At 61.9% G+C, this 20,637-nt stretch carries 20 protein-coding genes; 8 read left to right on the top strand and 12 right to left on the bottom strand.

The window, feature by feature from the left end; genetic code table 11:
- Nucleotides 1–3 precede the first annotated feature (3 nt).
- The 6 genes from AC1DS5_RS02210 to AC1DS5_RS02185 all read right to left on the bottom strand — a co-directional run bounded on the left by AC1DS5_RS02210 (nucleotide 4) and on the right by AC1DS5_RS02185 (nucleotide 5,657).
- On the bottom strand, nucleotides 4–1,050 hold the full coding sequence (locus AC1DS5_RS02210; protein WP_477716607.1) for an ABC transporter substrate-binding protein: 1,047 nt from the start codon (nucleotides 1,048–1,050) through the stop codon (nucleotides 4–6).
- A 37-nt stretch (nucleotides 1,051–1,087) separates the two neighbouring features.
- The gene (locus tag AC1DS5_RS02205) at nucleotides 1,088–1,942 is read right to left on the bottom strand and encodes an ABC transporter permease (protein WP_477716606.1); all 855 of its coding nucleotides are present in this window, start codon (nucleotides 1,940–1,942) and stop codon (nucleotides 1,088–1,090) included.
- Entirely contained in the window at nucleotides 1,939–2,685 is a 747-nt protein-coding gene (locus AC1DS5_RS02200; protein ID WP_477716742.1) for an ABC transporter ATP-binding protein, read from the bottom strand. Before AC1DS5_RS02200 ends, AC1DS5_RS02205 begins: the two co-directional genes overlap by 4 nt.
- A 132-nt stretch (nucleotides 2,686–2,817) precedes the next feature.
- On the bottom strand, nucleotides 2,818–3,999 hold the full coding sequence (locus tag AC1DS5_RS02195; protein WP_477716605.1) for an acetamidase/formamidase family protein: 1,182 nt from the start codon (nucleotides 3,997–3,999) through the stop codon (nucleotides 2,818–2,820).
- A gap of 32 nt (nucleotides 4,000–4,031) precedes the next feature.
- Entirely contained in the window at nucleotides 4,032–4,553 is a 522-nt protein-coding gene (locus tag AC1DS5_RS02190) for a GlcG/HbpS family heme-binding protein (RefSeq protein WP_477716604.1), read from the bottom strand.
- A gap of 69 nt (nucleotides 4,554–4,622) precedes the next feature.
- Entirely contained in the window at nucleotides 4,623–5,657 is a 1,035-nt protein-coding gene (locus AC1DS5_RS02185; RefSeq protein ID WP_477716603.1) for a porin, read from the bottom strand.
- A gap of 367 nt (nucleotides 5,658–6,024) precedes the next feature.
- On the opposite strand from AC1DS5_RS02185, the gene AC1DS5_RS02180 reads away from it, so the two are divergent.
- The gene (locus tag AC1DS5_RS02180; protein ID WP_477716602.1) at nucleotides 6,025–7,227 is read left to right on the top strand and encodes an acetamidase/formamidase family protein; all 1,203 of its coding nucleotides are present in this window, start codon (nucleotides 6,025–6,027) and stop codon (nucleotides 7,225–7,227) included.
- 244 nt (nucleotides 7,228–7,471) lie between these two features.
- Here the strand turns inward: AC1DS5_RS02180 and AC1DS5_RS02175 are convergent, their stop codons facing one another.
- Complete coding sequence (locus tag AC1DS5_RS02175; protein ID WP_477716601.1) at nucleotides 7,472–7,669, bottom strand: hypothetical protein; 198 nt, start codon at nucleotides 7,667–7,669, stop codon at nucleotides 7,472–7,474.
- A gap of 81 nt (nucleotides 7,670–7,750) precedes the next feature.
- Nucleotides 7,751–8,686: a LysR family transcriptional regulator gene (locus AC1DS5_RS02170; protein WP_477716600.1), complete on the bottom strand. Its 936-nt coding sequence runs from the start codon at nucleotides 8,684–8,686 to the stop codon at nucleotides 7,751–7,753.
- Between the two features lie 99 nt (nucleotides 8,687–8,785).
- Here AC1DS5_RS02170 and AC1DS5_RS02165 point away from each other — a divergent pair, with 99 nt between their 5' ends.
- The 3 genes from AC1DS5_RS02165 (at nucleotide 8,786) to AC1DS5_RS02155 (ending at nucleotide 12,005) form a co-directional block, all read left to right on the top strand.
- The gene (locus tag AC1DS5_RS02165) at nucleotides 8,786–9,793 is read left to right on the top strand and encodes a tripartite tricarboxylate transporter substrate binding protein (RefSeq protein ID WP_477716599.1); all 1,008 of its coding nucleotides are present in this window, start codon (nucleotides 8,786–8,788) and stop codon (nucleotides 9,791–9,793) included.
- Nucleotides 9,790–10,878, top strand: coding sequence for a maleylacetate reductase (locus AC1DS5_RS02160; RefSeq protein ID WP_477716598.1), 1,089 nt, complete (start codon nucleotides 9,790–9,792; stop codon nucleotides 10,876–10,878). Before AC1DS5_RS02165 ends, AC1DS5_RS02160 begins: the two co-directional genes overlap by 4 nt.
- 131 nt (nucleotides 10,879–11,009) lie before the next feature.
- The gene (locus tag AC1DS5_RS02155) at nucleotides 11,010–12,005 is read left to right on the top strand and encodes an NAD(P)H-quinone oxidoreductase (protein ID WP_477716597.1); all 996 of its coding nucleotides are present in this window, start codon (nucleotides 11,010–11,012) and stop codon (nucleotides 12,003–12,005) included.
- 591 nt (nucleotides 12,006–12,596) lie between these two features.
- Here the strand turns inward: AC1DS5_RS02155 and AC1DS5_RS02150 are convergent.
- Nucleotides 12,597–13,502 carry a LysR family transcriptional regulator gene (locus tag AC1DS5_RS02150; protein WP_477716596.1) on the bottom strand — a complete coding sequence of 302 codons (906 nt, stop codon included), beginning with the start codon at nucleotides 13,500–13,502 and terminating at the stop codon, nucleotides 12,597–12,599.
- Nucleotides 13,503–13,613: 111 nt separating this feature from the next.
- Here AC1DS5_RS02150 and AC1DS5_RS02145 point away from each other — a divergent pair, with 111 nt between their 5' ends.
- From AC1DS5_RS02145 to AC1DS5_RS02130, 4 genes are all read left to right on the top strand, one after another.
- Complete coding sequence (locus AC1DS5_RS02145) at nucleotides 13,614–14,264, top strand: hydrolase (RefSeq protein ID WP_477716595.1); 651 nt, start codon at nucleotides 13,614–13,616, stop codon at nucleotides 14,262–14,264.
- 9 nt (nucleotides 14,265–14,273) lie between these two features.
- Entirely contained in the window at nucleotides 14,274–14,891 is a 618-nt protein-coding gene (locus AC1DS5_RS02140) for an antibiotic biosynthesis monooxygenase (protein ID WP_477716594.1), read from the top strand.
- Between the two features lie 87 nt (nucleotides 14,892–14,978).
- A complete protein-coding gene (locus tag AC1DS5_RS02135; RefSeq protein WP_477716593.1) occupies nucleotides 14,979–16,883 on the top strand; it encodes an amidohydrolase in 1,905 nt (634 codons plus the stop codon).
- Nucleotides 16,884–16,899: 16 nt separating this feature from the next.
- Nucleotides 16,900–17,331: a DoxX family protein gene (locus AC1DS5_RS02130; protein WP_477716592.1), complete on the top strand. Its 432-nt coding sequence runs from the start codon at nucleotides 16,900–16,902 to the stop codon at nucleotides 17,329–17,331.
- Between the two features lie 533 nt (nucleotides 17,332–17,864).
- On the opposite strand, the gene AC1DS5_RS02125 is transcribed toward AC1DS5_RS02130, so the two are convergent.
- The 3 genes from AC1DS5_RS02125 to AC1DS5_RS02115 are packed head-to-tail and all read right to left on the bottom strand — an operon-like array spanning nucleotide 17,865 to nucleotide 20,610.
- Nucleotides 17,865–19,478, bottom strand: a complete 1,614-nt coding sequence (locus AC1DS5_RS02125; protein WP_477716591.1) for an MFS transporter — start codon at nucleotides 19,476–19,478, stop codon at nucleotides 17,865–17,867.
- On the bottom strand, nucleotides 19,475–20,002 hold the full coding sequence (locus tag AC1DS5_RS02120; protein WP_477716590.1) for a DUF421 domain-containing protein: 528 nt from the start codon (nucleotides 20,000–20,002) through the stop codon (nucleotides 19,475–19,477). The genes AC1DS5_RS02125 and AC1DS5_RS02120 overlap by 4 nt, the downstream gene beginning before the upstream one ends.
- The gene (locus tag AC1DS5_RS02115) at nucleotides 19,999–20,610 is read right to left on the bottom strand and encodes a M17 family peptidase N-terminal domain-containing protein (RefSeq protein WP_477716589.1); all 612 of its coding nucleotides are present in this window, start codon (nucleotides 20,608–20,610) and stop codon (nucleotides 19,999–20,001) included. Before AC1DS5_RS02115 ends, AC1DS5_RS02120 begins: the two co-directional genes overlap by 4 nt.
- Nucleotides 20,611–20,637 lie beyond the last annotated feature (27 nt).

Genomic DNA, 20,637 nt, shown 5'->3' with positions numbered 1-20,637 from the left:
ATCTCAAGCCTGTGTGCGAGCGTATTGCAGGAAGCTTTCGTCCGTGAGTGCCTTCAGGTCCGGGACGGCGCGAATATTCCCCATCTTCAGGTGCCACTGGATCAGTTCGTCCACCGCGACGAACGATGGGGCGCCGCTCGCGGGGAAGTCGAGCATTGGTGTTTCGGGCAACATCTCCATGTTGTATTTTTTCAGTTGTGCCGTAATTTCGGGCGAGCCTTTCGCGCCCGGTTCGATGAAGGCCTGGCGATAGTCGCGTAGCGCGCGCATGTACGCCACCATGTAGCGACGCCCGGCCTCGCGGTTGGTCTTCATCAATGAAGGTCCATAGATCAGATAGCCGTTAGGGAAGTTCGGGCGGAACTTGTCCATGGACATGATGCGCACGCCATTGATCCGCTTGAGCACCAGAGTGGCATGCGGCTCGTTGATGCATGCGGCGTCTATCGACTTGTTGCCCAGCGCGGCGATGACATTGGGCAGGCCCAACTGGACAATGTCGAATTCCTTCTCGGTCACGCCGGATTGCAGTGCAAGTTGCGAGACGAACCAGCTGCTGGGCGCGGCCAGGCCCGATGCCAGCTTCATACCCTTCAAGTCTGCAGGTGTCTTGTAACGACCGCTCTCGACATGGTCGCGCCGCATGACGAAGCTGATGGAGCCGTGGTTCGGCGAATGCTGGCCGGCCGTCGCGACAATGGTGAGATCGATGTTGCGGCTGCGCGAGTTGAAGATCATGGGATTGGGGCCGCTCGCCAACGCGTCAAGTGCACCGATGGCCAGCGCCTGGGCGGCTTCACCCGAGCCAGGAAAGGCCTTGATCTCGACGTCCAGGCCTTCCTCGCGAAAGTACCCCTTCTCGGCCGCGATGATCGAGACGGCATCGAACATCGCGGCAATGATGCCCACGCGCAGCTTGACCGGTGGCGAAAGCGGGGTGCGCGTGACAGCCTGAGCCCGAAGGGAAAGATGTGAAAGCGCGAGCGCGGCCGTCGATGCTGCCATCAGCGTGCGGCGTGAAAACGCTTTCGTGTTCATGTTGGTGTTCATGTCTTGACTCCTGAGGACGTTGTTGACTGCAGGCGCCTCAGCGGCGCTTCCACGGAAGCAGGCGGGATTCGAGTGCATCGATCAGCCAGAACGACGTGATACCGATGAATGCGATCACGACCAGGCCAACGTACATGTCTTCCACCGTCATCAGTTGCCAGGCACGCCAGATCAAAAAGCCGATACCCGATTGGCTCGACACCATCTCGGCGGTCACCAGCAGCAAAAGTGAAGAACCCCAGCCCAGCCGCAGGCCTGCCACGATCAGGGGCAGCGCACCGGGAAACGCGATCGTGGTGTAGGTGGCGATGCGCCCGGCCTTGAAATTGGCGCCGACGTCCAGATAGATGCGGTCTATGTTGGCGACGCCAGCGGCGGTCGCGATCAATACCTGGAAAAAAACACCAATGGCGATGATGGCCCACTTTGATTCTTCACCGATACCGAAGATCAGCATCAGCAAGGGCAGGATCGCTACCTTTGGAATCGGAAACAGCGCGCCGACGATGGGTTGTACGGCAGCCCGTACGATGGGTACCAGCCCCATGATCGCGCCGATCACCATGGCCGGAATCGCCCCAAGAAGAAAGCCAATGAGCGCGCGCGACAGGCTGACCAGTACGTGGTAGGTCAGCGAGTTGTCCCATGGCATGTTGAAGGTCATGTGGTAGAACGTGCCGATGATGGAAGAGGGCGCAGGAAAGAAACGCTGGTCCAGAACATCGGAGCGGGTCAGCGCTTCCCACAATCCAAGCAGCAGCAGCGGAGCCACAATGGCAACCATGCGCTCGATGGCCGCCGGCGATACCTTGCGAACGACCAGGCGTGACGATGCGCGCACTTCGATCTGCGGGGTTGACGCCGGGAGGGCCATTATTTTTGAAGTGCTCATGCGATTTCTTTTTGTGGGCGGGTGTTCATCACTTCCTCGCGCAGTTCTTTCCACAGCCGCTCATTCAGTTCGGCGTAGCCAGGGCTTGATCGAATCTCGTAGGCGCCACGCGGGCGTTGCAGAGGTACGGCGATGTCTGCCTTCAGCGTTCCGGGCCGTGCGGTCATCACCAGCGCACGATCGCTGAGTACAAGCGCCTCGTCGATCGAATGAGTAATGAAAAGCACCGTTTTGCGCGACTCTTCCCAGATGCGCAGCAGCTCTTCCTGGAGGATCGCCTTGTTTTGTTCGTCCAGTGCCGCGAACGGTTCGTCCATCAACAGGATTTCCGGGTCATTGGCGAACGCGCGGGCAATAGAGACCCGTTGCTTCATGCCGCCGCTCAACTGGTGGGGATATGAACCGGCAAACTGTGTGAGGCTTACCTTGTCGAGGTAGTGCCGTACTGTGTCCCGGCGCTCGGCCTTGGGCACCTTGCGCATACGCAAGCCATACTCGACATTGCCTTCGACGGTCATCCACGGAAATATCGACTGTTCCTGGAACACCATCGACAGAAGCGGCTTCGTCTGGTTGAAATGCGCGAGCCTGAGCTCGCCTGACGTATGCGTCTCAAGGCCCGCGACGACACGCAGCAGGGTAGTCTTGCCGCAGCCCGAGGGGCCGACGATGCAGCAGAATTGGCCCTGCTCGATCACGATGTTGACGTCTTGTAATGCAACGACGCTGCGGCCGCCGGAGATGAATTCCTTGCCGAGATGACGGGCGATGATTTGCGGCGTGCGCGCGGGCGCGCGCGCGCGGATCGGCCATCGGGAGTTGGCGTGGAGGCACTGGGTTTTGTGTCACGGCGTTCATGGCGTCCGGGATGAACATCAGGCGTGCCTGCGCAATGAGCTGGAGAGTTTCTCTGCCAGCGGCGCCGACAGGATGCTTTTGGGCAGCATGGCGTGCATGGTCTGCGCCGGCATTTCGGTATAAACCGAGCCGCGCTGGCGCGCGAACTTTGTTGCCCGGAAGCTGCCTGCCAGGCTGAACAGCGAATAGACGTCGGCGCGGTCCATAGACAGTGCGGTGCTGACCCAATCGAGCATGCCGCGCAACGCGTTGACAAGCGCGTCGTCCAGCGTCTTGCCAAATCCCACCCCTATCCAGTGTGTCCGTGTTTCGGCCAGCGGCAGGCCGATGGTCACCTTCTTGTGAAGCACATACTGGATGCGCAGGTCTTCCATCGCAGTTTCCATCGCGGTCTGGTTGACCATGCCATCGCCTTGCACGGCATGGGAGTTGCCGGTCCACAAGCGGCCGCCTGGATGAAACACGGGCAGGAACAGCGCGGTGCCTTCGACCAGTTCGTGCAGGCCGAGTTTGCCGCCGTAGGCACCGTTCAGGATGCCGCTGACCGGGCTGTCGCCGGGCGGCTGGGTAGCAAAGAGCCCTTGACCGGGATGCAACTCAAGCCGGATGCCGGGCGCGAACTCCACGCTCTTGCGATCCGCGTCGAACTTGAAATATCTCAGGTAAGGCTTGTTGAAGTCCTCGGGAATGGCGCCGACGTTGGCCGGCGAGGAATTCCATGCCCATTCGATGGGGCGTGCACGTACCGTGCGGATTTCGACCAAATCGCCAGGCTCGGCGCCGCGGATCATGACGGGGCCGATGTTCGAGTATGGACCGTTGGGGTAGCGGCGGCGGATCGGTTCGCGCTCGGCGAACGACATGCCGTACCGTGGCTCGTTGGCCCAATTCAACCACGTGTTTGGATAAGACACGATGTCGCCAGAATCGATGAGGGCCGCAGGGGCGGCTTTGGGGTCGAGCAGGCCGACGGTAACGGTTCTTGAATTCGATTCAACAACGTGTGTCTTGCCGGGTGTGGGCGCTTCGCCGATAAGCAGGGATGCACGGCCGGCTGCGGTGCAGCCGGCGAGAGGGGTAACAAGTGCCGCCGCTGCGCCGCGCAGAAGGTGGCGTCGTCCTGTATCCGGAATGCCGAGTGAGCGGGCTGCGTTTTCAAGCGTGTCTTGAGACACGCCGCAAGAGCTTTGGCTTTGCATGGTTGGTATGGCTTGATGAGGCTTGGTAGGGTTCAGGGGCGGGTTGACGATGCGCCAATGGCAGCGATGCCAGCACGAACCGCGTCTTCGTCGAACTGACTCGACGCGCCGCTGCCGGCCGCCGCGCCCACGAGGAGGCCGTTGATGAATATTGGCAACGAGCCTTGCGAAGGAAACATGGGGCCGCCGTAGCTCAGCGAGCTGATCTGCCCGAAGACGATCGGGTTGGCCTTGTAGCGCTCCATCAGCGCCTTTCCAGACTCCCCTCCGGTCGCAACGCTGGCAATTGCTTTGCCGCGCGCTACATCGAAGGTGCCGAAAGGCATGCCGTCCATCCTGGCTCCGGTGATCACATGGCCGCCGGAATCGACCACCACCACGGTGACGGCAGTATTCTTCTGCCTTGCAAAGGTGAAGGCTGACTGCATCAATGCGGTGGCCTGCTCCAGCGACAGGTTTGCGTTGGCGATCACGCCGCGTTCGGGTTGGGCGTGCGCTATGGCGCCGACTAGCTGCAGGCCCAGAAGCAAGATGGTGGGAATGATTTTTGTCATGCGTGTCTCCTCGGTACGTACTTGCCGCGTGGGCGGGCAGGATGGGGCGTTCGCCCCGCGCAATCAGGGTCAGAAGCGATGTCGAATGCCGAATGCAACGGTCGTCTGCTTCGAATCCGGCTTGTACAACTGATCCGAGTAGTACATCGTATACAGGTCGGTGCGCTTCGACAGGTTGTAGTCGTAGCCGAAGGCAAAAGACTTGCGGCGATCGATCGTCGTGGCAACGCGGTCGTCTGCCCGCGTGGTGGCGTACTCCGCCAGGATTGCGCCCGCGCCGACGGGCACGCTCACACCGAGCTCGCCTACCTTGCGGGTGGCATTGAGCGCGGTGTTCAGGTAGGTCTCCCGGACCTTGTGGTATTGCGCGCTGAGCTTGGCCACGCCGAAGTCGTAGGTGCCGCCCACCATCCACACATCTTGCTTGTGCCCGTCGTTGGCGGTGTTGAGGTTGATCTGGCGTGTCGCCACAACCAGGGAAAGCTGCTGGTTGAAATAGCGCACCGCGCCGTCCGTCGCCACCTCACGCTTGTGGTTGACGCCCTGTGGCTCTTCCCGGCCCAGGCTGTGTTGCAGGTCAGCTTCGAAGCCGCTTATGCGTGGCGACTGGTATTTGATCGAATTGTTCATCCGAGTATCGCCGAGCACATTGTTCTTGAAGGCGTTGGCAAAAATCGGACTGACACCGGTGGTGCCCACGAGCGGCGTGAAGTTAGTGGTGGCCAGTGAATAGGGCGTGGGCATGCGCCCGAAGCTGAACTGGCCGTACGGACTTTGGATCCCGACGAACGATGCGCGCGCGAATAACGGGTCTGTGTCGTTGCGCCCTGTCGCGCCAGTGTCCACGCGCACATAGCTCTCTAGCGCAAAAACGGCCTTGTAGCCGCTACCCAGGTCTTCGGATCCGCGAAAGCCCAGGAACGATGTGGTCAGGCCGCCGGAGTTGACTACCCCGGTTTTGGTGGTGGATCCCGTGGCCGCGGTGGTTTTGATCTGACCAACGAATGCGTCGAGCACACCGTACATCTCGACGCTGCTTTGTGCGAACACGTTTGCACACGCCGCCAGTGCGATGGTTGAAACGATGGTTGAACGGATAAACATGCTTGCTTGTCTCCTGTGAATGATTTGTGAATGGGCAAGTAAATGCAGGCGATGCGTTCACTTGTCACGGGCTGAAGGATAGGTGCGACCTGCATAGCCGGGCGCACCGGAAGTTCCGCTCAGTTACCACTGAGTCCGATTCTTTCGACCGGGTGCGTGTGGCGCCGCTAAGCGGACGCGACTGTGCCGGGCGCGTTTGTTTATCGGCCTGTATGTCCAGGACAACGTGAAATCTTGCTGCCACCAATTAGAAAATCGGACGATGTGGTAACTCGTCGAATGGCTTGGTCAGATCACATGGCGTGTCGGCCCGTATATTTGACGAGAGCAATCATTTCGCTCATTACATTAAAAAAAGGAGACATGCATGCCCGAATCTTCCAGTGGGTGTTCATCCGGCGATGCCTATGAAAGCGGCAGCAGCGATCAGCAGCAAGTTCGCAGAGCGCTTTTCAAGATTTCTGCTGCAGCCGGTTTGGCGCCCTTCATCAGTTTCCTTCCAGGATGCGCATCAGCATCAGCATCGGCAAGCCCGGGATTAGCTTCAGACACAGTGGGGAAAATGGTCTCGCCGACAGGACGCACTCATCGCGTGGTGCCGTCCAAAGACACGGTTCGCGTGGGGCAGATGGACCCAAGCGCGCCCGCCGCAGCCATCATTCGAAGCGGTGACGTAGTCCACTATGACGGTACATGGACACAATGGGGAAATGAGGCCAAGTACGGCATGTCGTTTGAGGAGCGCGAGCCGATCCGAAAGAAATATCCTGCGGGTCCGTACTCACTTATCGGACCCATCGAAATTGAAGGCGCAATGCCTGGCGATGTTGTCGAGTGCCGGATGCTAAAGCTGCGTCCTATCGATTGGGGCTGGAACTCCTCGCCAAAGGGGGTCGGGGCATTGCCCGCAGATTTTCAGAAACCATACTTGCGTTATCTGAAATTCAATAAAGAGCGTACAGCTGCAGAGTTTTTACCTGGGGTCACTATTCCACTCGCCCCGTTTCAGGGAGTATTTGCTGCGCAACCAGTTGGAGACAAACCGACGAGCGGGATATTGGCTGGCTCATATGGTGGCAACCTCGATCTTGCTGAGTTAGTAGCGGGAACTTCGCTATTTCTTCCGGTTCAAGTTGCAAAAGCAAGAATCTGGACGGGTGACTCCAACGGTGCGCAGGGCGATGGTGTTGTAAACCAGACCGCAATTGAGACCGCACTGGAAGATTTGCAGGTGCAGTACGTCCTACATAAAAAATCTGGTTTGAACAGTCCTATGGTTGAAACTCCGACCCACTGGATAGGACTGGGATTCGGTGAGAGTCTTGAAACAGCTTTGGTATCTTGTCTAAGGCAGCTAATAGCGTGGATGTCAAGAGCAACTGCAATTTCGTTGGAAGATTGCTATGGGATCTGCAGTGTCGCAGCCAGTTTTAGAATTACACAATATTCCCATCAGACTGGAACAGTCTACAGCTCGATACCTCCCAAAGGGGTGCATTGCATGCTGCCTAAAGCGCTGTTCACGCCGGAGCTTCAGGCCAGATTGGCAAATTCGCTACGCAGTCAATGAGTGAATGAGTTAAATGCACGATGCGGTAATCCCACTCTCCACTCTCGTTTGTGAATGCGTGGATTGCTACAGCGATTTACGTTGCCGTGGCGATCATGTGGTGTATCCCCGACCGGCGGATTGAAAATACCCGCCCTAACTAAAACTGCCCCCGACTACGAATCTCTGTCCCTGCTTGAACCACCGAACTCCACGCGAATATCGGATAGGGTAGTTTGCTCGATTCTTGATAAGGCGGGCTCCCTCACGCCGAGGCCACTACGCGTGGCAGCGTCGTGAGCAGGTAGTCGATCAGGGCGCGCACGGCGACAGGCACCCGGCGGGCAGCCGGATAGAGCGCATACAGCGCGATTTCCGGAGACTCTTGCCACTGCGGCAGCACCGGCACCAGCCGGCCCGCCGCGATGTGCCCGGCCGCCAGGAACGCGGGCTGCAATATCAACCCGGCGCCCCTATTTCTCTGCCGCTGGCTGGGGCCTGGCGCAAACCATGCTGATAGCGCTAAGCGAAGGTCCTGATGATGTCAGGCCGGCATTGCCGTCGCCGCATCGCGCACCCAGCTCGCGGAGCGCCCGATACTGTCGAGCAGGTGCTGCGTGAACGCCCGGGTCTTTGAATTGGCGCGCGGCGCGGCCCGCATCAGGAAAATGCCCGCCACCGGCTGCGCCGGAAGGCCCTCCAGTTCAAGTTCAACGAGCCGCCCTGCCGCCAAGTCTTCGCCGATGGCCCAGTTGGGCATTAAGGCAATGCCGAGCCCCTGGGCCGCCGACAGACGGCGCGCATCGCAGTCATCGCACTCGAAAGCAAACTGCGCCGGTACCAAACCGCTGTGGCCGACGAGCTCCCGCCAGCCGCGTGCAGTGGTGTTGTGCTGCCGGTCGATCAGCCGGTGCCGGGCCAGTTCGTCGAAGTGCGTGGGATGCCCATGGCGTTCGAGGTAGGCCGGGGAGGCCCCGACGATGTAGCGCTGGTTGCCGATGCGCTGGCTGATCATGCTGCTGTCAGGCTGAGGGCCGACGCGAATGACAAGATCGAAGCGTTCGAGCACCGCATCCACCACCCGCTCGGTGAGTTCCAGCTCCACGCGCAAGTCGGGATGCTTCTCGAACAGCGAACCGAGGTGCGGCACCACATGGCGGCGGCCAAAAGCGGGCACACAGCTGACGCGCAGCACGCCTTGCACCTTTTGCTCCAGCGACACCACCTCGCCGCGCACGTCGGTCATGTCGCTTAACAGCTTGACGGCACGGTCAAACAGCAGGTGCCCGGCATCGGTCATCACGAGCGCGCGAGTGGAACGCGTGAAGAGCGCGACCTTCAGGTCCAGTTCCAGTGCGTCAATCTGGCGTGCCACCGATGACGCCACCATTCCCTGCCGTCGCGCGACGACCGAGAAACTCCCGGCCTGCGCCACGTCCACGAACATCGACAGGTTTTCTGCAAATTTAACGGATTTCATTTGTGCATTTTATGCAAAGGCGTTTGGCGTATGGACGTTATTGTCACTATATTTTGCAACTGCTAGCATCCAGCCCGTACCCAACCCAAGGAGCATCGGATGCATTTGAACACTACAAAACACCACGGCCAGGCTCGCCGCCCTGCTGCGCTGGCACGCCGGCTGGCGCTCGGCATGGCGCTGTGCCTGGGTGTCTCGAGCTGGGCGCAGACGCCGGCCTATCCTTCCCGCCTGGTCACGCTGGTCGTCCCTTTTGCGGCCGGCGGTACGGTAGACAAGGTCGCCCGCCAGATCCAGGAGCCGCTTCGCGCCCGGCTGGGCCAGCAACTGATCATCGAGAACAAGGGCGGTGCGGGCGGCACCATCGGGATGGCCGCCGTGGCCAAGAGCGTATCGGACGGCTATACGGTGGCCCTGGTGTTCGACTCGTACGCCACGGAGCAACACATCTACCCCAAGCTGCCTTACGTGACCACACGCGACTTCACGGGTGTGTCTTACATCGCACGTTCGCCCATGGTGCTGGTGGTGCCTGCTGCGTCGCCGTTCAAGACCTTGCAGGATTACGTCGCGGCAGCGAAGCAGAAACGTGCGGTGTCCTACGCGTCGGTGGGGGCAGGCAGTTCGAACCACCTGGCGGCCGAGCTCTTCCATGAGACTGCAGGAACCAGCGGCCTGCATATCCCGTTCAAGGGCGGCGGCCCTGCCTTGACCGACCTGATCGGCGGTCATGTGGACTCGATGATTGCCAGCCTGCCACTGGTGTTGCCACAAGTCCAGGGAGGTAAGCTGCGCGCACTGGCCGTTACTTCGACGCAGCGCACCCCCGCACTGCCGAACGTGCCGGCATTGGCCGAGAGCTATAAGGGCTTCGAAGTCTATTCGTGGGTCGGCATGGTGGCGCCAGCCAAGACGCCCGAGCCGGTGCTGGACCGCCTGGCCGCCGACATGAGCGCGGCCTTGCATGACCCGGCGGTGGCCAAGCGCTTTACCGATGATGGCTTCGAGGTTGTGGCAGGCTCGCGGGAACAGATGAATCGCCTGGTCAAGTCCGAAAGCGAACGCTGGGGCCGCGTGATCAAGCGCCACAACATCGTCGCCGAATGACTGCCGATCACCGCATGGGCGGCCTGCAGCACTTCACCTTCGTCAGCCAGCCGCAGCGGGTGGCGTTCGGTGCCGGCATGCTGGCGCGCACTGGCGCCGAGCTCGATGCCATGGGGGCGCACAGGGCCATCCTGCTTTGCACCCCACAGCAGCGGGCGCAAGCCGAGCAATTGGCCGACCTGCTCGGCTCGCGCGCTGCCGGCATCTTCGACGGGGCCGTGATGCATGTGCCGCTCGCCAGCGCGCAGGATGCGCGCCGGTTTGCGGCGCAGCACGGCGCCGACTGCGCGGTGGCCATCGGCGGCGGCTCGACCATCGGCCTGGGCAAGGCGATTGCGCTGGACTCCGGGCTACCGGTTCTCGCCATTCCCACCACCTACGCGGGGTCGGAGATGACGCCGATCTACGGCCTGACCGAAAACGGCCTGAAGCGCACCGGAAGAGATTTGCGCGTCCTGCCGCGAACCGTGATCTACGATCCCGAACTCACGCTGGCATTGCCGGTCGGCATGTCGATGGTCAGCGGCATCAACGCCATCGCCCATGCGGCGGAGGGCCTGTATGCCGCCGACGGCAATCCGGTCATGAGCCTGCTGGCCGAGGAAGGCATCGCTGCGCTGGGACGTGCGCTTCCGGCCATCCATCTGTATCCACGCGACCTGCAGGCGCGGGCCGACGCACTCTACGGTACATGGCTCTGCGGCAAGGTGCTGGGTAGTGTCGGCATGGGCCTGCACCACAAGCTGTGCCACACGCTCGGTGGCAGCTTCAACCTGCCGCATGCCGAAACACACACCATCGTGCTGCCCCATGTGCTGGCCTATAACAGCGCGGCCGCGCAGCCGGCGATGCAGCGCATCGCCAAGGCCTTGCAGGGCGACAACGCCGCGATGGCGGTGTACCGGCTGGCGCAGTCCAACGGCGCGCCGTTGGCGCTCAGGGACATCGGCATGCAGGCGGCGGACCTGGACCGCGCCTGTGCGATCACGATGCAAAACGAGTACCCGAACCCGCGCCCGTTGCTGGCCAAGGCACTGCGGCAATTGCTGCAGGACGCTTTCGACGGCGCGCCTCCCGCCCCCTGACATTCAACGCCAGCCCAGCAGTCCAGCATCCGGCTGGAGCTGCCGGCAACGCAATTCACGCGGGGCCGGGCGCCATCGGCCGCGTTGGGCGACCTGCGTTTTTTTACCCGATCAAACCAGCAAGGATCAGCATGAAAGCCATCAATTTCAGGGAGTTCGGCGAAGCCGATGTATTGCAGCTGGGCGACGCCCCCGAACCGGTGCTGCGCCCGCATGACCTGCTCGTGTGCAACCACGCGGTGGGCGTCAACCGCGCCGACCTGACGCACAGGCGCGGCGGCTATGGCCGTGCCAACTTCGGCGATTCAGACATCATGGGGCTGGAGATTGCGGGCGAAGTCATCGCTGTCGGTGCCGAGGTCGATGGGTTCAAGACCGGTGACCGCGTCATGGGCATCGTCGGCGGCGGTGCTTATGCGGAAATCGCGCGCATCGACTACCGAATGGCCATGCCCATCCCCGAGAGCCTCGATTACATCCATGCGGCAGCGATTCCAGAAGTGTTCGTCACGGCGCACGAAGCATTGGTTCACCTGGGCCGCCTGCAGGCAGGCGATGCCGTTCTGATTCATGCAGCGGCAGGCGGTGTCGGCTCGGCCGCGGTGCAGCTGGCGCATGCCATCGGCGCGAAGGTATTTGCGACCGCCGATGCCAGCAAGCTTGAGCGCGTCCAGCAACTTGGCACCGACCGGGGCATCGACTACAAGACCGAAGACTTCGCCGCCGTGATCGCCGGGGCCACGGACGGACGCGGTGTCGATGTGGTCATCGACTTTATCGGCGCGCCTTACCTTGAGCGCAACCTCCTGAGCCTTGCGGATGGCGGACGCCTGGTTCAGGTCGGCCTGCTGGGCGGGGGCAAGAATGCCGCGCTGCCGCTGGACCGGCTGCTTTACAAACACCTGCAGATCATGGGAACCGTCATGAAATCCCGGCCGCCGCAGGTCAAGCAGGCGATGGTGCGCAGGTTCAGCGAACAGTGGCTGCGTCATTTCGGGCGCGGAGACCTGGCGCCAGTGCTCGACAGTGTCTTTCCGCTGTCAGAAGCGCCGGATGCGCATCGGCGGATGGAATCGAGCTTGAACGTCGGCAAGATTATTCTCATCCCCTTCGGAAACGGCGCTTAAAGCCCAGTGGCTGCCCGCAACCAAGAGTCCTCTTGCCGTGGCGTTGCGCATTCCGGCGAACGGGACCAATACGCCGTCCACGTGACCGAGTGACCGGCATTCCGGCGATCATGATCGATCGGTGGTGCCGCGAACTCTTATTTTTGACGGCTTGTTTTTCCGGCTGCCTTTCCGTTCCTGGTATCCAGTCTCTTTGATTTGACAGCCCCGGCCAAGGCTACGGGCGGTCGCTGTCTACATGTCGCCGGGGTAAGCGCCCGACCAATACTATCCTCGACAGCGTGCGATCTTTGCGTCAGATGTCCATGACGTGACTCAGGATTTGGTATACCAGCCACCAGGGAACCAACACAGACCATCGTTTCAACCATGGCATTGACGGTCTGTGCAAACGTGTTCGCACAAAGCAGCGTCGACATGTACGGTGCGCGAGACGCATTTGTCGGCCAGACCAAGACCACCGGGTCCATAGGCGGCGTCCGCAAAGCCGATGTGGTCAAGGCCGGTGGCATAACCACATCGTTCCTGGGCTCTCGTGGATCCGACTCGATGCCGGATCGCAGGCCAGGTGGCACCAGGCCGGGGCAAGCACTAATTCGTTGACGCCACCTTGTTGGGCAGCACCTCGATCAAGTAGTCGATCAGGGCGCGTACCGCAAGGGACACGCGACGGGCCGCGGGATAGAGCGCATACAGCGCGATTTCCGGAGACTCTTGCCACTGCGGCAACACCGGCACCAGCCGGCCCGCCGCGATGTGCCCGGCCGCCAGGAAGCCGGGCTGCAATATCAGCCCGGCGCCCCCGACGGCGGCCTCCACCAGCAGTTCGCCGTTGTTCGAGCACAGCGGTCCGCCAACTGCGACATGCGCGGTTTCCCGGCCCTTGCCAAGGCGCCACACATGGCCCGTGTTGACGTGTGCGTAGTTCAGGCAACGGTGCGTCTTGAGTGCCTGCGGCGAGTCCGGCACCCCATGTGCCTGCAGGTAACTCGGGGCCGCATAGATGGCCCGGGGCACGCCGCACATGCGCCGCGCCGCCAGTGAAGAGTCCGTCAGCTCTGCAATGCGCAGCGTGAGATCAAAGCCATGCTCGAACGGATCGAGCACGCGGTCGTTCAGTTCCACGCGCAGCTCGATCTGGGGATGCTGCGCCAGAAAACCCGGTAGCAGCGGCGCCAGCACCAGCTGGCCAAACGACATCGGCGCGTTGACCCGCAATGGCCCGGACGCCGTACCCTGCAAGGCCGACATGGCTTCGCGGGCCTCGGCGGCAATCGCCAGCAGGTCCACTGCGTAGTCGTGCAGGGTGGCACCGGCGCTGGTCAGGGCAAGGGCTCGGGTCGACCGGGCGAAGAGAGCGCCGCCGTATTCCGCCTCCAGCGAAGCGATGAGCTTGCTGATGTGCGAGCGCGTCACACCCAATGCGCGCGCGGCCCCCGAAAAGCTGCCGAACTGTTTTGAAAGTACCAGCGCCTGCAAGGCGTCGAGTCGGTCCATTGTTTCCTCTTTGGATGCAGTTTGGTTCCAAATTGCTAACTAGTCATCTTATAGGAAGCAGTCTAGGATTCAGGCTCATTTCGTTTTAAACCACCCCCTGAAGGAAGCATCATGACGCAAGGCAAACTCGAACTGCTGACCCCGCAAAACTGCGCGCTGGTCTTGATCGACCACCAGCCGCAAATGACATTCGGCGTCGCCAACATCGACCGGCAATTGCTGAAGAACAATGTCATCGGCCTGGCCAAGGCGGCCCAGGCTTTCAAGGTACCGACGGTGCTGACTTCGGTGGAGACCGAGTCTTTCTCGGGCAACATCTGGCCTGAACTGCTCGCCGTACTGCCCAATAACAAGATTTTCGAGCGCACCAGCATGAACACCTGGGATGACGAGGCCGTGAAGGCTGAATTGAAGAAGTTCGGCCGCAAAAAGCTGGTGCTCGCTGCGCTCTGGACGGAGGTCTGCCTGAACTTCCCGGCGCTCGAGGCGATGGCGGATGGTTATGAGGTCTACTTTGTAGAGGATGCCTCCGGCGGCACCTCGGTCGCGGCACACAACATGTCGGTGCAGCGCATGATTCAGGCGGGCGCCGTGCCAATCACCTGGCAGCAGTTCCTGCTGGAAATGCAGCGTGACTGGGCACGCAAGGAAACCTACGCCGCCACCACCGGCATCGTCGTGGAGCACTCCGGCGCCTACGGCTCGGGCATCGACTACGCGATCACGCATGTGCACAAGATGCCGGCGCGCAAGGTTGGCTGAGAGCACACCATGAACAGCGTCGCGAGCACCCCCCTTGCTGCCGCTGACCAGCGGGTCAGCGCGTCCGCCGACAGCGTCAGTTTCGTCGTGCGTCACCGTGTGCGCGCCGGCGCACACGCCGCGTATGAGGCCTGGCTTGTCGAGACCATGGGGGCTGCCGCGGCCTTTCCGGGCCACCAGGGGGTGCAGGTCGTGCGTCCGACCGAGGGCGGCGTCGACTACACCATCATCGTGAGCTTTGCCACGCATGACGACGCGACACGCTGGTACCAGTCGGCCGAGCGAGCACGCCTGATCGAGGCCGTGCAGCCTCATCTGGCGGCCGCCGAACGGGTCAGCGTCGGCGCCGGCATCGATTACTGGTTCCAGCCCGAGTCCCCTGCAGCCGGCGAGCCGGCGGTGAAGCCACCAGCGTGGAAGCAGTGGCTGATCACCACATCGGTGATCTGGCCGCTGACCATGGTGGTGCCGTGGGCGTTTGGACCCGTGTTTAAAGCTTTTCCTGTGCTGGGTGCATACGGAGTCGCGCACGGCATCCTTGCCGCCGTCATCGTCGCCATCGTCGTCTGGCTGATCATGCCGCGCTACACCGAGCTGGTGCACGACTGGTTATTCCGCAAAGAGTAGTCCCCCGCAAGTAGTCCCCCGCAAAAATTGGCCAGCGCGAACGCACTCTGTTGCTGGTCCTCCTTTGACCAACTCCTGGAGACGCGCATGACCGCTTCCATCACCCCCGCTGAAATCATCTTCATCAACGGCCGCTTCACCACCCTGGACCGGCAGAACCCGGTGGCCCAGGCCGTGGCCATCGCCGGCGGCAAGTTCATCGCTGTCGGTGACCGCGAAGAAGTCATGCGTCACGCCGGCAGCAAGACGCAGGTGATTGACCTGGGCGGCAGCGCTGCCCTGCCAGGTCTGCACGACAGCCACACGCACCTGATCCGCGGCGGCCTGAACTACACCATGGAGTTGCGCTGGGACGGTGTGCCCTCGCTGGCCGATGCGATGGCGATGCTCAAGGCCCAGGTGGCGCGCACGCCGGCGCCGCAATGGGTGCGCGTGGTCGGCGGTTTCACCGAGCACCAGTTCGCCGAAAAGCGCTTGCCGACGCTGGAAGAAATCAACGCCGTCGCGCCCGACACCCCCGTCTTCATCCTGCACCTGTACGACCGCGCGTTGCTGAACGGCGCGGCGCTGCGCGCCGTCGGTTACGGCAAGGACACGCCGAACCCGCCCGGCGGCGAGATCGTGCGCGACGCCAGTGGCAACCCGACAGGCCTTCTGCTTGCCAAGCCGAACGCGATGATTCTTTACGCCACGCTGGCCAAAGGCCCCAAGCTCGACCCCGACGCGCAGGAGGCCTCGAGCCGGCTCTTCATGCGCGAACTCAACCGACTCGGCATCACCTCGGTGATCGACGCCGGCGGCGGCTTTCAGAACTACCCCGACGATTACCGCGTGATCGAGAAACTGCGTGACGCGGATGAGCTCACCGTGCGCATCGGCTACAACCTGTTCACGCAGCGGCCCAAGCAGGAGATAGACGACTTCAGGCAGTGGACCGACATGTTGCCGCCGCTGTCCGGCAGCGACATGTTCCGCCACAACGGCGCCGGCGAAATGCTGGTGTTCTCCGCTGCCGATTTCGAGGACTTCCGCGAACCGCGCCCCGACCTGCCTGCGAGCATGGAGGACGAGCTCGAAGGCGTCGTGCGCCTGCTGGTCGAAAAGCGCTGGCCCTTCCGGCTGCACGCGACCTACGACGAATCGATAGGCCGCGCACTCGATACGTTTGAGAAAGTCAACAGCGACATTCCCTTCAACGGCCTGCACTGGTTCTTCGACCATGCCGAAACCATCAGCCTGCGCAACATCGAGCGCGTCAAGGCGCTGGGCGGCGGCATCGCCGTGCAGCACCGCATGGCTTACCAGGGCGAATATTTCATCGAGCGTTATGGGGCCCGGGCCGCCGAGCAAGCGCCGCCGATCCGCAAGATGCTTGATGCGGGTCTGCCCGTCGGTGGCGGCACCGATGCGACCCGCGTCGCCAGCTATAACCCCTGGATCTGCCTGTACTGGATGATCACCGGCCAGACCGTCGGCGGCACCACGATGTACCGGCCCGACAACCTGCTCGACCGCGACACCGCGCTGCGGCTGTGGACCACCGGCAGCGCCTGGTTCGCCAATGCCGACGGGCAAAAGGGCCAGATCAAGGCCGGCCAGCTGGCCGATTTCATCGTGCCCTCGCGCGACTTCTTCGGTGTGCCAGAGGCCGACATCAAGGACCTGGTCTCGCACCTGACAGTGGTTGGCGGCCGCATCGTGCATGGCGACGGCGACTTCGCCAGGCTCGCGCCACCGATGCCCAAAGCCGCCAACGACTGGGCGCCGACCAACGCCTACGGTGGCTACTGGCGCGAACCTGCACTGGGTGGCAACCAGCCGGGCCGCGCCGCCCCAACCACGCAACGCAAGGCCCTGCTGCCGTTTGCCGATTGCTGCGTCAAGCCTTGCGCCGTTCATGGCCATGCGCACACGAAAAGCTGGCTGGCCAACACGCCGGTGTCGGACGAGAAGAGCTTCTGGGGCGCGCTGGGCTGCGCCTGCTGGCTGTAGATAAAGAATGACAAGAATGGTCACCACGGACAACGCCATGGACACCCACAACCCACAATTTTCAACACAGGCGCTCTGGGCCGCCAAAGTCCTGCTGGCGATCGCCTTCGTCTACAGCGGCGTGTCCAAGCTGTTGAATTTTGACGCAGCGATCGGCGAGGCCCAGCATTTCGGCCTGAGCCCGGCGCCGGTCTTTGCCGCCGCGACGCTCGCCACGCAGCTGGTCGGCGCGGCGCTGATGCTGCTGGGCCGCGGCCTGTGGTCGGCCCTGGGCGCGCTCGCGCTGGCCGGGTTCACCGTGATCGCCACGGTCATCGGCCACCCGTTCTGGACCATGAGCGGCATGGAGCAGTTCCACAACCGCAATGCTTTTCTTGAACACCTGGGGTTGGTCGGCGGCCTCCTGCTCGTGGCCGCGCTGTGCTGGGACCGTCGCACTGCGCGTTAAGGTGAAGCCAGCTACAAAGAAATCTGCGCCTGGATGAAAGCGCAAAGCGAAGGCGCGCTCAAAGGCGTGCTGGGACACCCAAGACAAGAAAGTCCTCATGGATCGAGGGCATGTCGTCGATCCGCAAAATGCGCCGGTTCTGCTGCGGGGTCATGGTTCGCGGGTACACAGAACTCGTCTCGAAGTCATGCTCGAAGGCATGGTGTGCGTGAAAAATCCGGCGGCGGTGTGGCGCCTGGCGACACTCCCGTTAGGAAGCCTCGGTCGCTCGCCGGCGTTTGCACTTGCCCTGGAGCGGTCCTGTCAACGGAAAAATCTGATTCCAGAGCCAGGTTCCTGATTTTTCCCCAATAGCCCTGACATGCACCCAAAAGAATCTAGTGACTGAGTGACTGGCTCATTCGTTTTGGGTGTGGCGAACATGGTCGAGTTCTCCAAAAAAGAGTCAAGGTAATGTCTGATACAGGTTTGCGTTGACATCCCGGTCGTAAAAAGTGCAAGCGCCGGCTCGAAGGGGCCGGCAGCCTCCATGCTCAATTGATGGCCTCCAGTCTGAAGTATCGCTGCGCTGGGGGCTGCCTGGTCACGGTCAACCGGATGATGTCGGACAACACGGCCTGGTCTTCGTCGGAGATCCGGTCGTTCTGGTCCCCATACTCAGTCCGGGACGACACCATGAATCGTTCCTTTTGCAGCGCTGGGTTCTCAAGGTCTTCGAAAATGCCCCATTGGTAGGCGCCGTTTTTTCGTCTGATCCTTCCGAGCATGATGACTTTTTCGAGAAATTCCGCGCGGTTCTGAGGCGGAACCTGGTAGTCGTTGTAGACGGCGATGGGTCCTTCCCCCTGTATATCGAGGGTCTCGCTGAAGACCGGCGTCATCGTGGCCAGGGGGAGCGGCGGCGATGGTGTGGCGCTGGCACTGCCGGTCGATGGCAGGGTCAGAAAGAGACCACAGGTAGCAGTGACTGCAAGCGTAAGCAGCGCGATCGTCAGTGCAATCTGGGGGCTGGAGAGCTGGGCGATGAAGCCCCAGACAATGCTGCCCGCGCTGACACCGCCAAAAAACGTCAAGGAGTAAATGGCGATGACGCGGCCGCGCACCCAGGTGGGTGTGGCCGGCAGGAGGCTTGCCTGCAAGTTGGAGAGAACCAGTATCCAGCCGGCGCCGGCGAGCGCCATGGTCGCGCACAGGGTCCCAAAATGCGGGATGTAGGCGAGAGCCGCCAAGTTGGCGATGAAGCACAGGTTGCCCGCGAACATCATGCCTTCCGTGCCCAGTCGGCTCTTGAGCCGCGGCATCAGTCCGATGACGGCGATGGCGCCGAGACCGACGCTGCCCACCAGCATGCCGTATCCGCCCGATGAAAGTCCCATGGCCTTACGTCCGATCAGCGGCAGCAGCGCCCACATCACGCTGGCCGGTAACAGGAACATTAGGCTTCTGCTCAGGATGCGCAGCACCGCAGGCGAAAAGCGTGCGAACTGGATGCCGGTGCGCAATGACGAGACGAATGCTGTGGCAGAGATGGGCTTGACCGTCCGCACCTCGGGCGTCCAGCGGAGCAGAAGCAAGGCCAAGGCGATGAAGGATAGCGCATTGAAGGCCAGCGCGAGCGATGGGCTTTGAAGGCCGATGAGGATACCGGCTATGGCGGGTCCCAACGCACGCGCAAGGTTCACGGAAACGCCGTCAAGGCCAAATGCCGAGGTCTGCAGTTCCGGCTTGACGAGTTGTGGCACCACGCCTTTCCAGACCGGATAGTAGAACGCACCGCCCGCACCCATGGCGAAAACGTAGAGAAGCAGCATCCAGGGCGCGATGGGCATTACCAGCGACAAACCGGCCATGAGCGCCGACACGCAGGCCACGAAGAAGGCCGCCGTGACAAGCATGGTGCGCTGGTTAAGGCTGTCGGCAAGTACGCCTGCCGGGAAGGCGAACAGCAAGTAAGGCAGGCTGGCCGCGCCTTGCATTAGTGATACGAGCAGCGGCGAGTCGGTCGCCGATATCATCATCCAGCTGGCCGCCATGTCCTGCGTCCAGGTACCGGTATTGGCGATCAGGGTGGCGATCCACAGGGTGCGGAACAGTGGTTCCGCCAAGGGCGCCCAGCTGCCGGGAGTAGCTGTGCTGGATGCGCTCATGTCGACTCTTGTTTGTCGATTTCCGACTCGATGGGGGAGCCTTTGTGGGTGACGATCAGCCGGCCCTCGGAGTCGAGCACCACCCGCCGGACTTCGGCCATGTCTTCGACACCCTGCAGCATGAGCAATGCGCGGAGCTGCGGCGCTGTCATCAGCACCTTACGGAGTTCAGCGCCCAGTATCTTTCCGTCGATGACCACGGTAATGGGCTTGCCTTCGATGAGGGCACTCATGGCGTGGCTGTGAAACGTAAGGTAGCGGATGGCGCGACTGCACACGACGAGCGTGGCGGCGGAGATCAGGCCCCCAGCGAGCGAGCTGTCCCCGCCAACCATGGAGTTCTGCACGGCGTTGCTGATCAGCAGCATCGCCACCAACTCGGTGGGACCCATCTGAGCGATCTGACGGCGACCGGCTATCCGCAATAGAACCAACACGATCGCGTACACGACCAGCGTACGGACGATCAGGTCCAGTGGGGAAACCGTCAGCTCGAATAGAGGCGAGAGCATGAATGCGGTCATTTGCCGAAAGCGGTCCTCAATCCCTTGAGTGAGCTTTCGAGATGTTGCGTGCCTGCCAGGAATATGACCTCCTCCAGAAGGAAGTCTTGCTGCAGACCTCGCGCATGCAGCGTCTGTGCCCAGGAAATGGCCTGTGTCATGCCGCGTGCGAGCGCGACAGACACCTCGGACGCGTCGAACAGCGAGAGCCCCGCGTCCTTCAGGCTGGGCGCGAAGCAAAAACTCCAGACGTTGAGCTTGATGGCTTCGCGCGCGGCGACACGACCCACGGCTGTGAGTGTGTCCAGTGTCAGCATGGTTGGGTCGCCCAAGCCAATCAGTAGCAGGTTACGCGCGGGGATCTGCTGGCGCGCGGGCTGTAGCAGCAGCGTTTCGAGCCGTTCACCGCGAAAAATATCCTCGCTGCGCAGGTCTCGAATGGCGCCCTTGAAGCCTGCATCTATCAGCTCGGTGCCGCCGCCGTAGGTCTGGTTCAGCGTCTGGTCGGGAAAGCAGACGACCTGCAAGGCGGTGTCCGTTGCTGACGGGCTCATGGCTACAGCCTTGAACGTTACTTTCCCGTGCGAGAAGCTTTCGGGGCTGTCGGGATTGAGGTGCGTGGATGTCATGGCAATGGTCCTTGTTGTGCAAATGGG

It is taken from the genome of Polaromonas sp. P4_H1, assembly GCF_056400945.1.
This window is presented reverse-complemented; position numbering and strand designations above follow the sequence as displayed.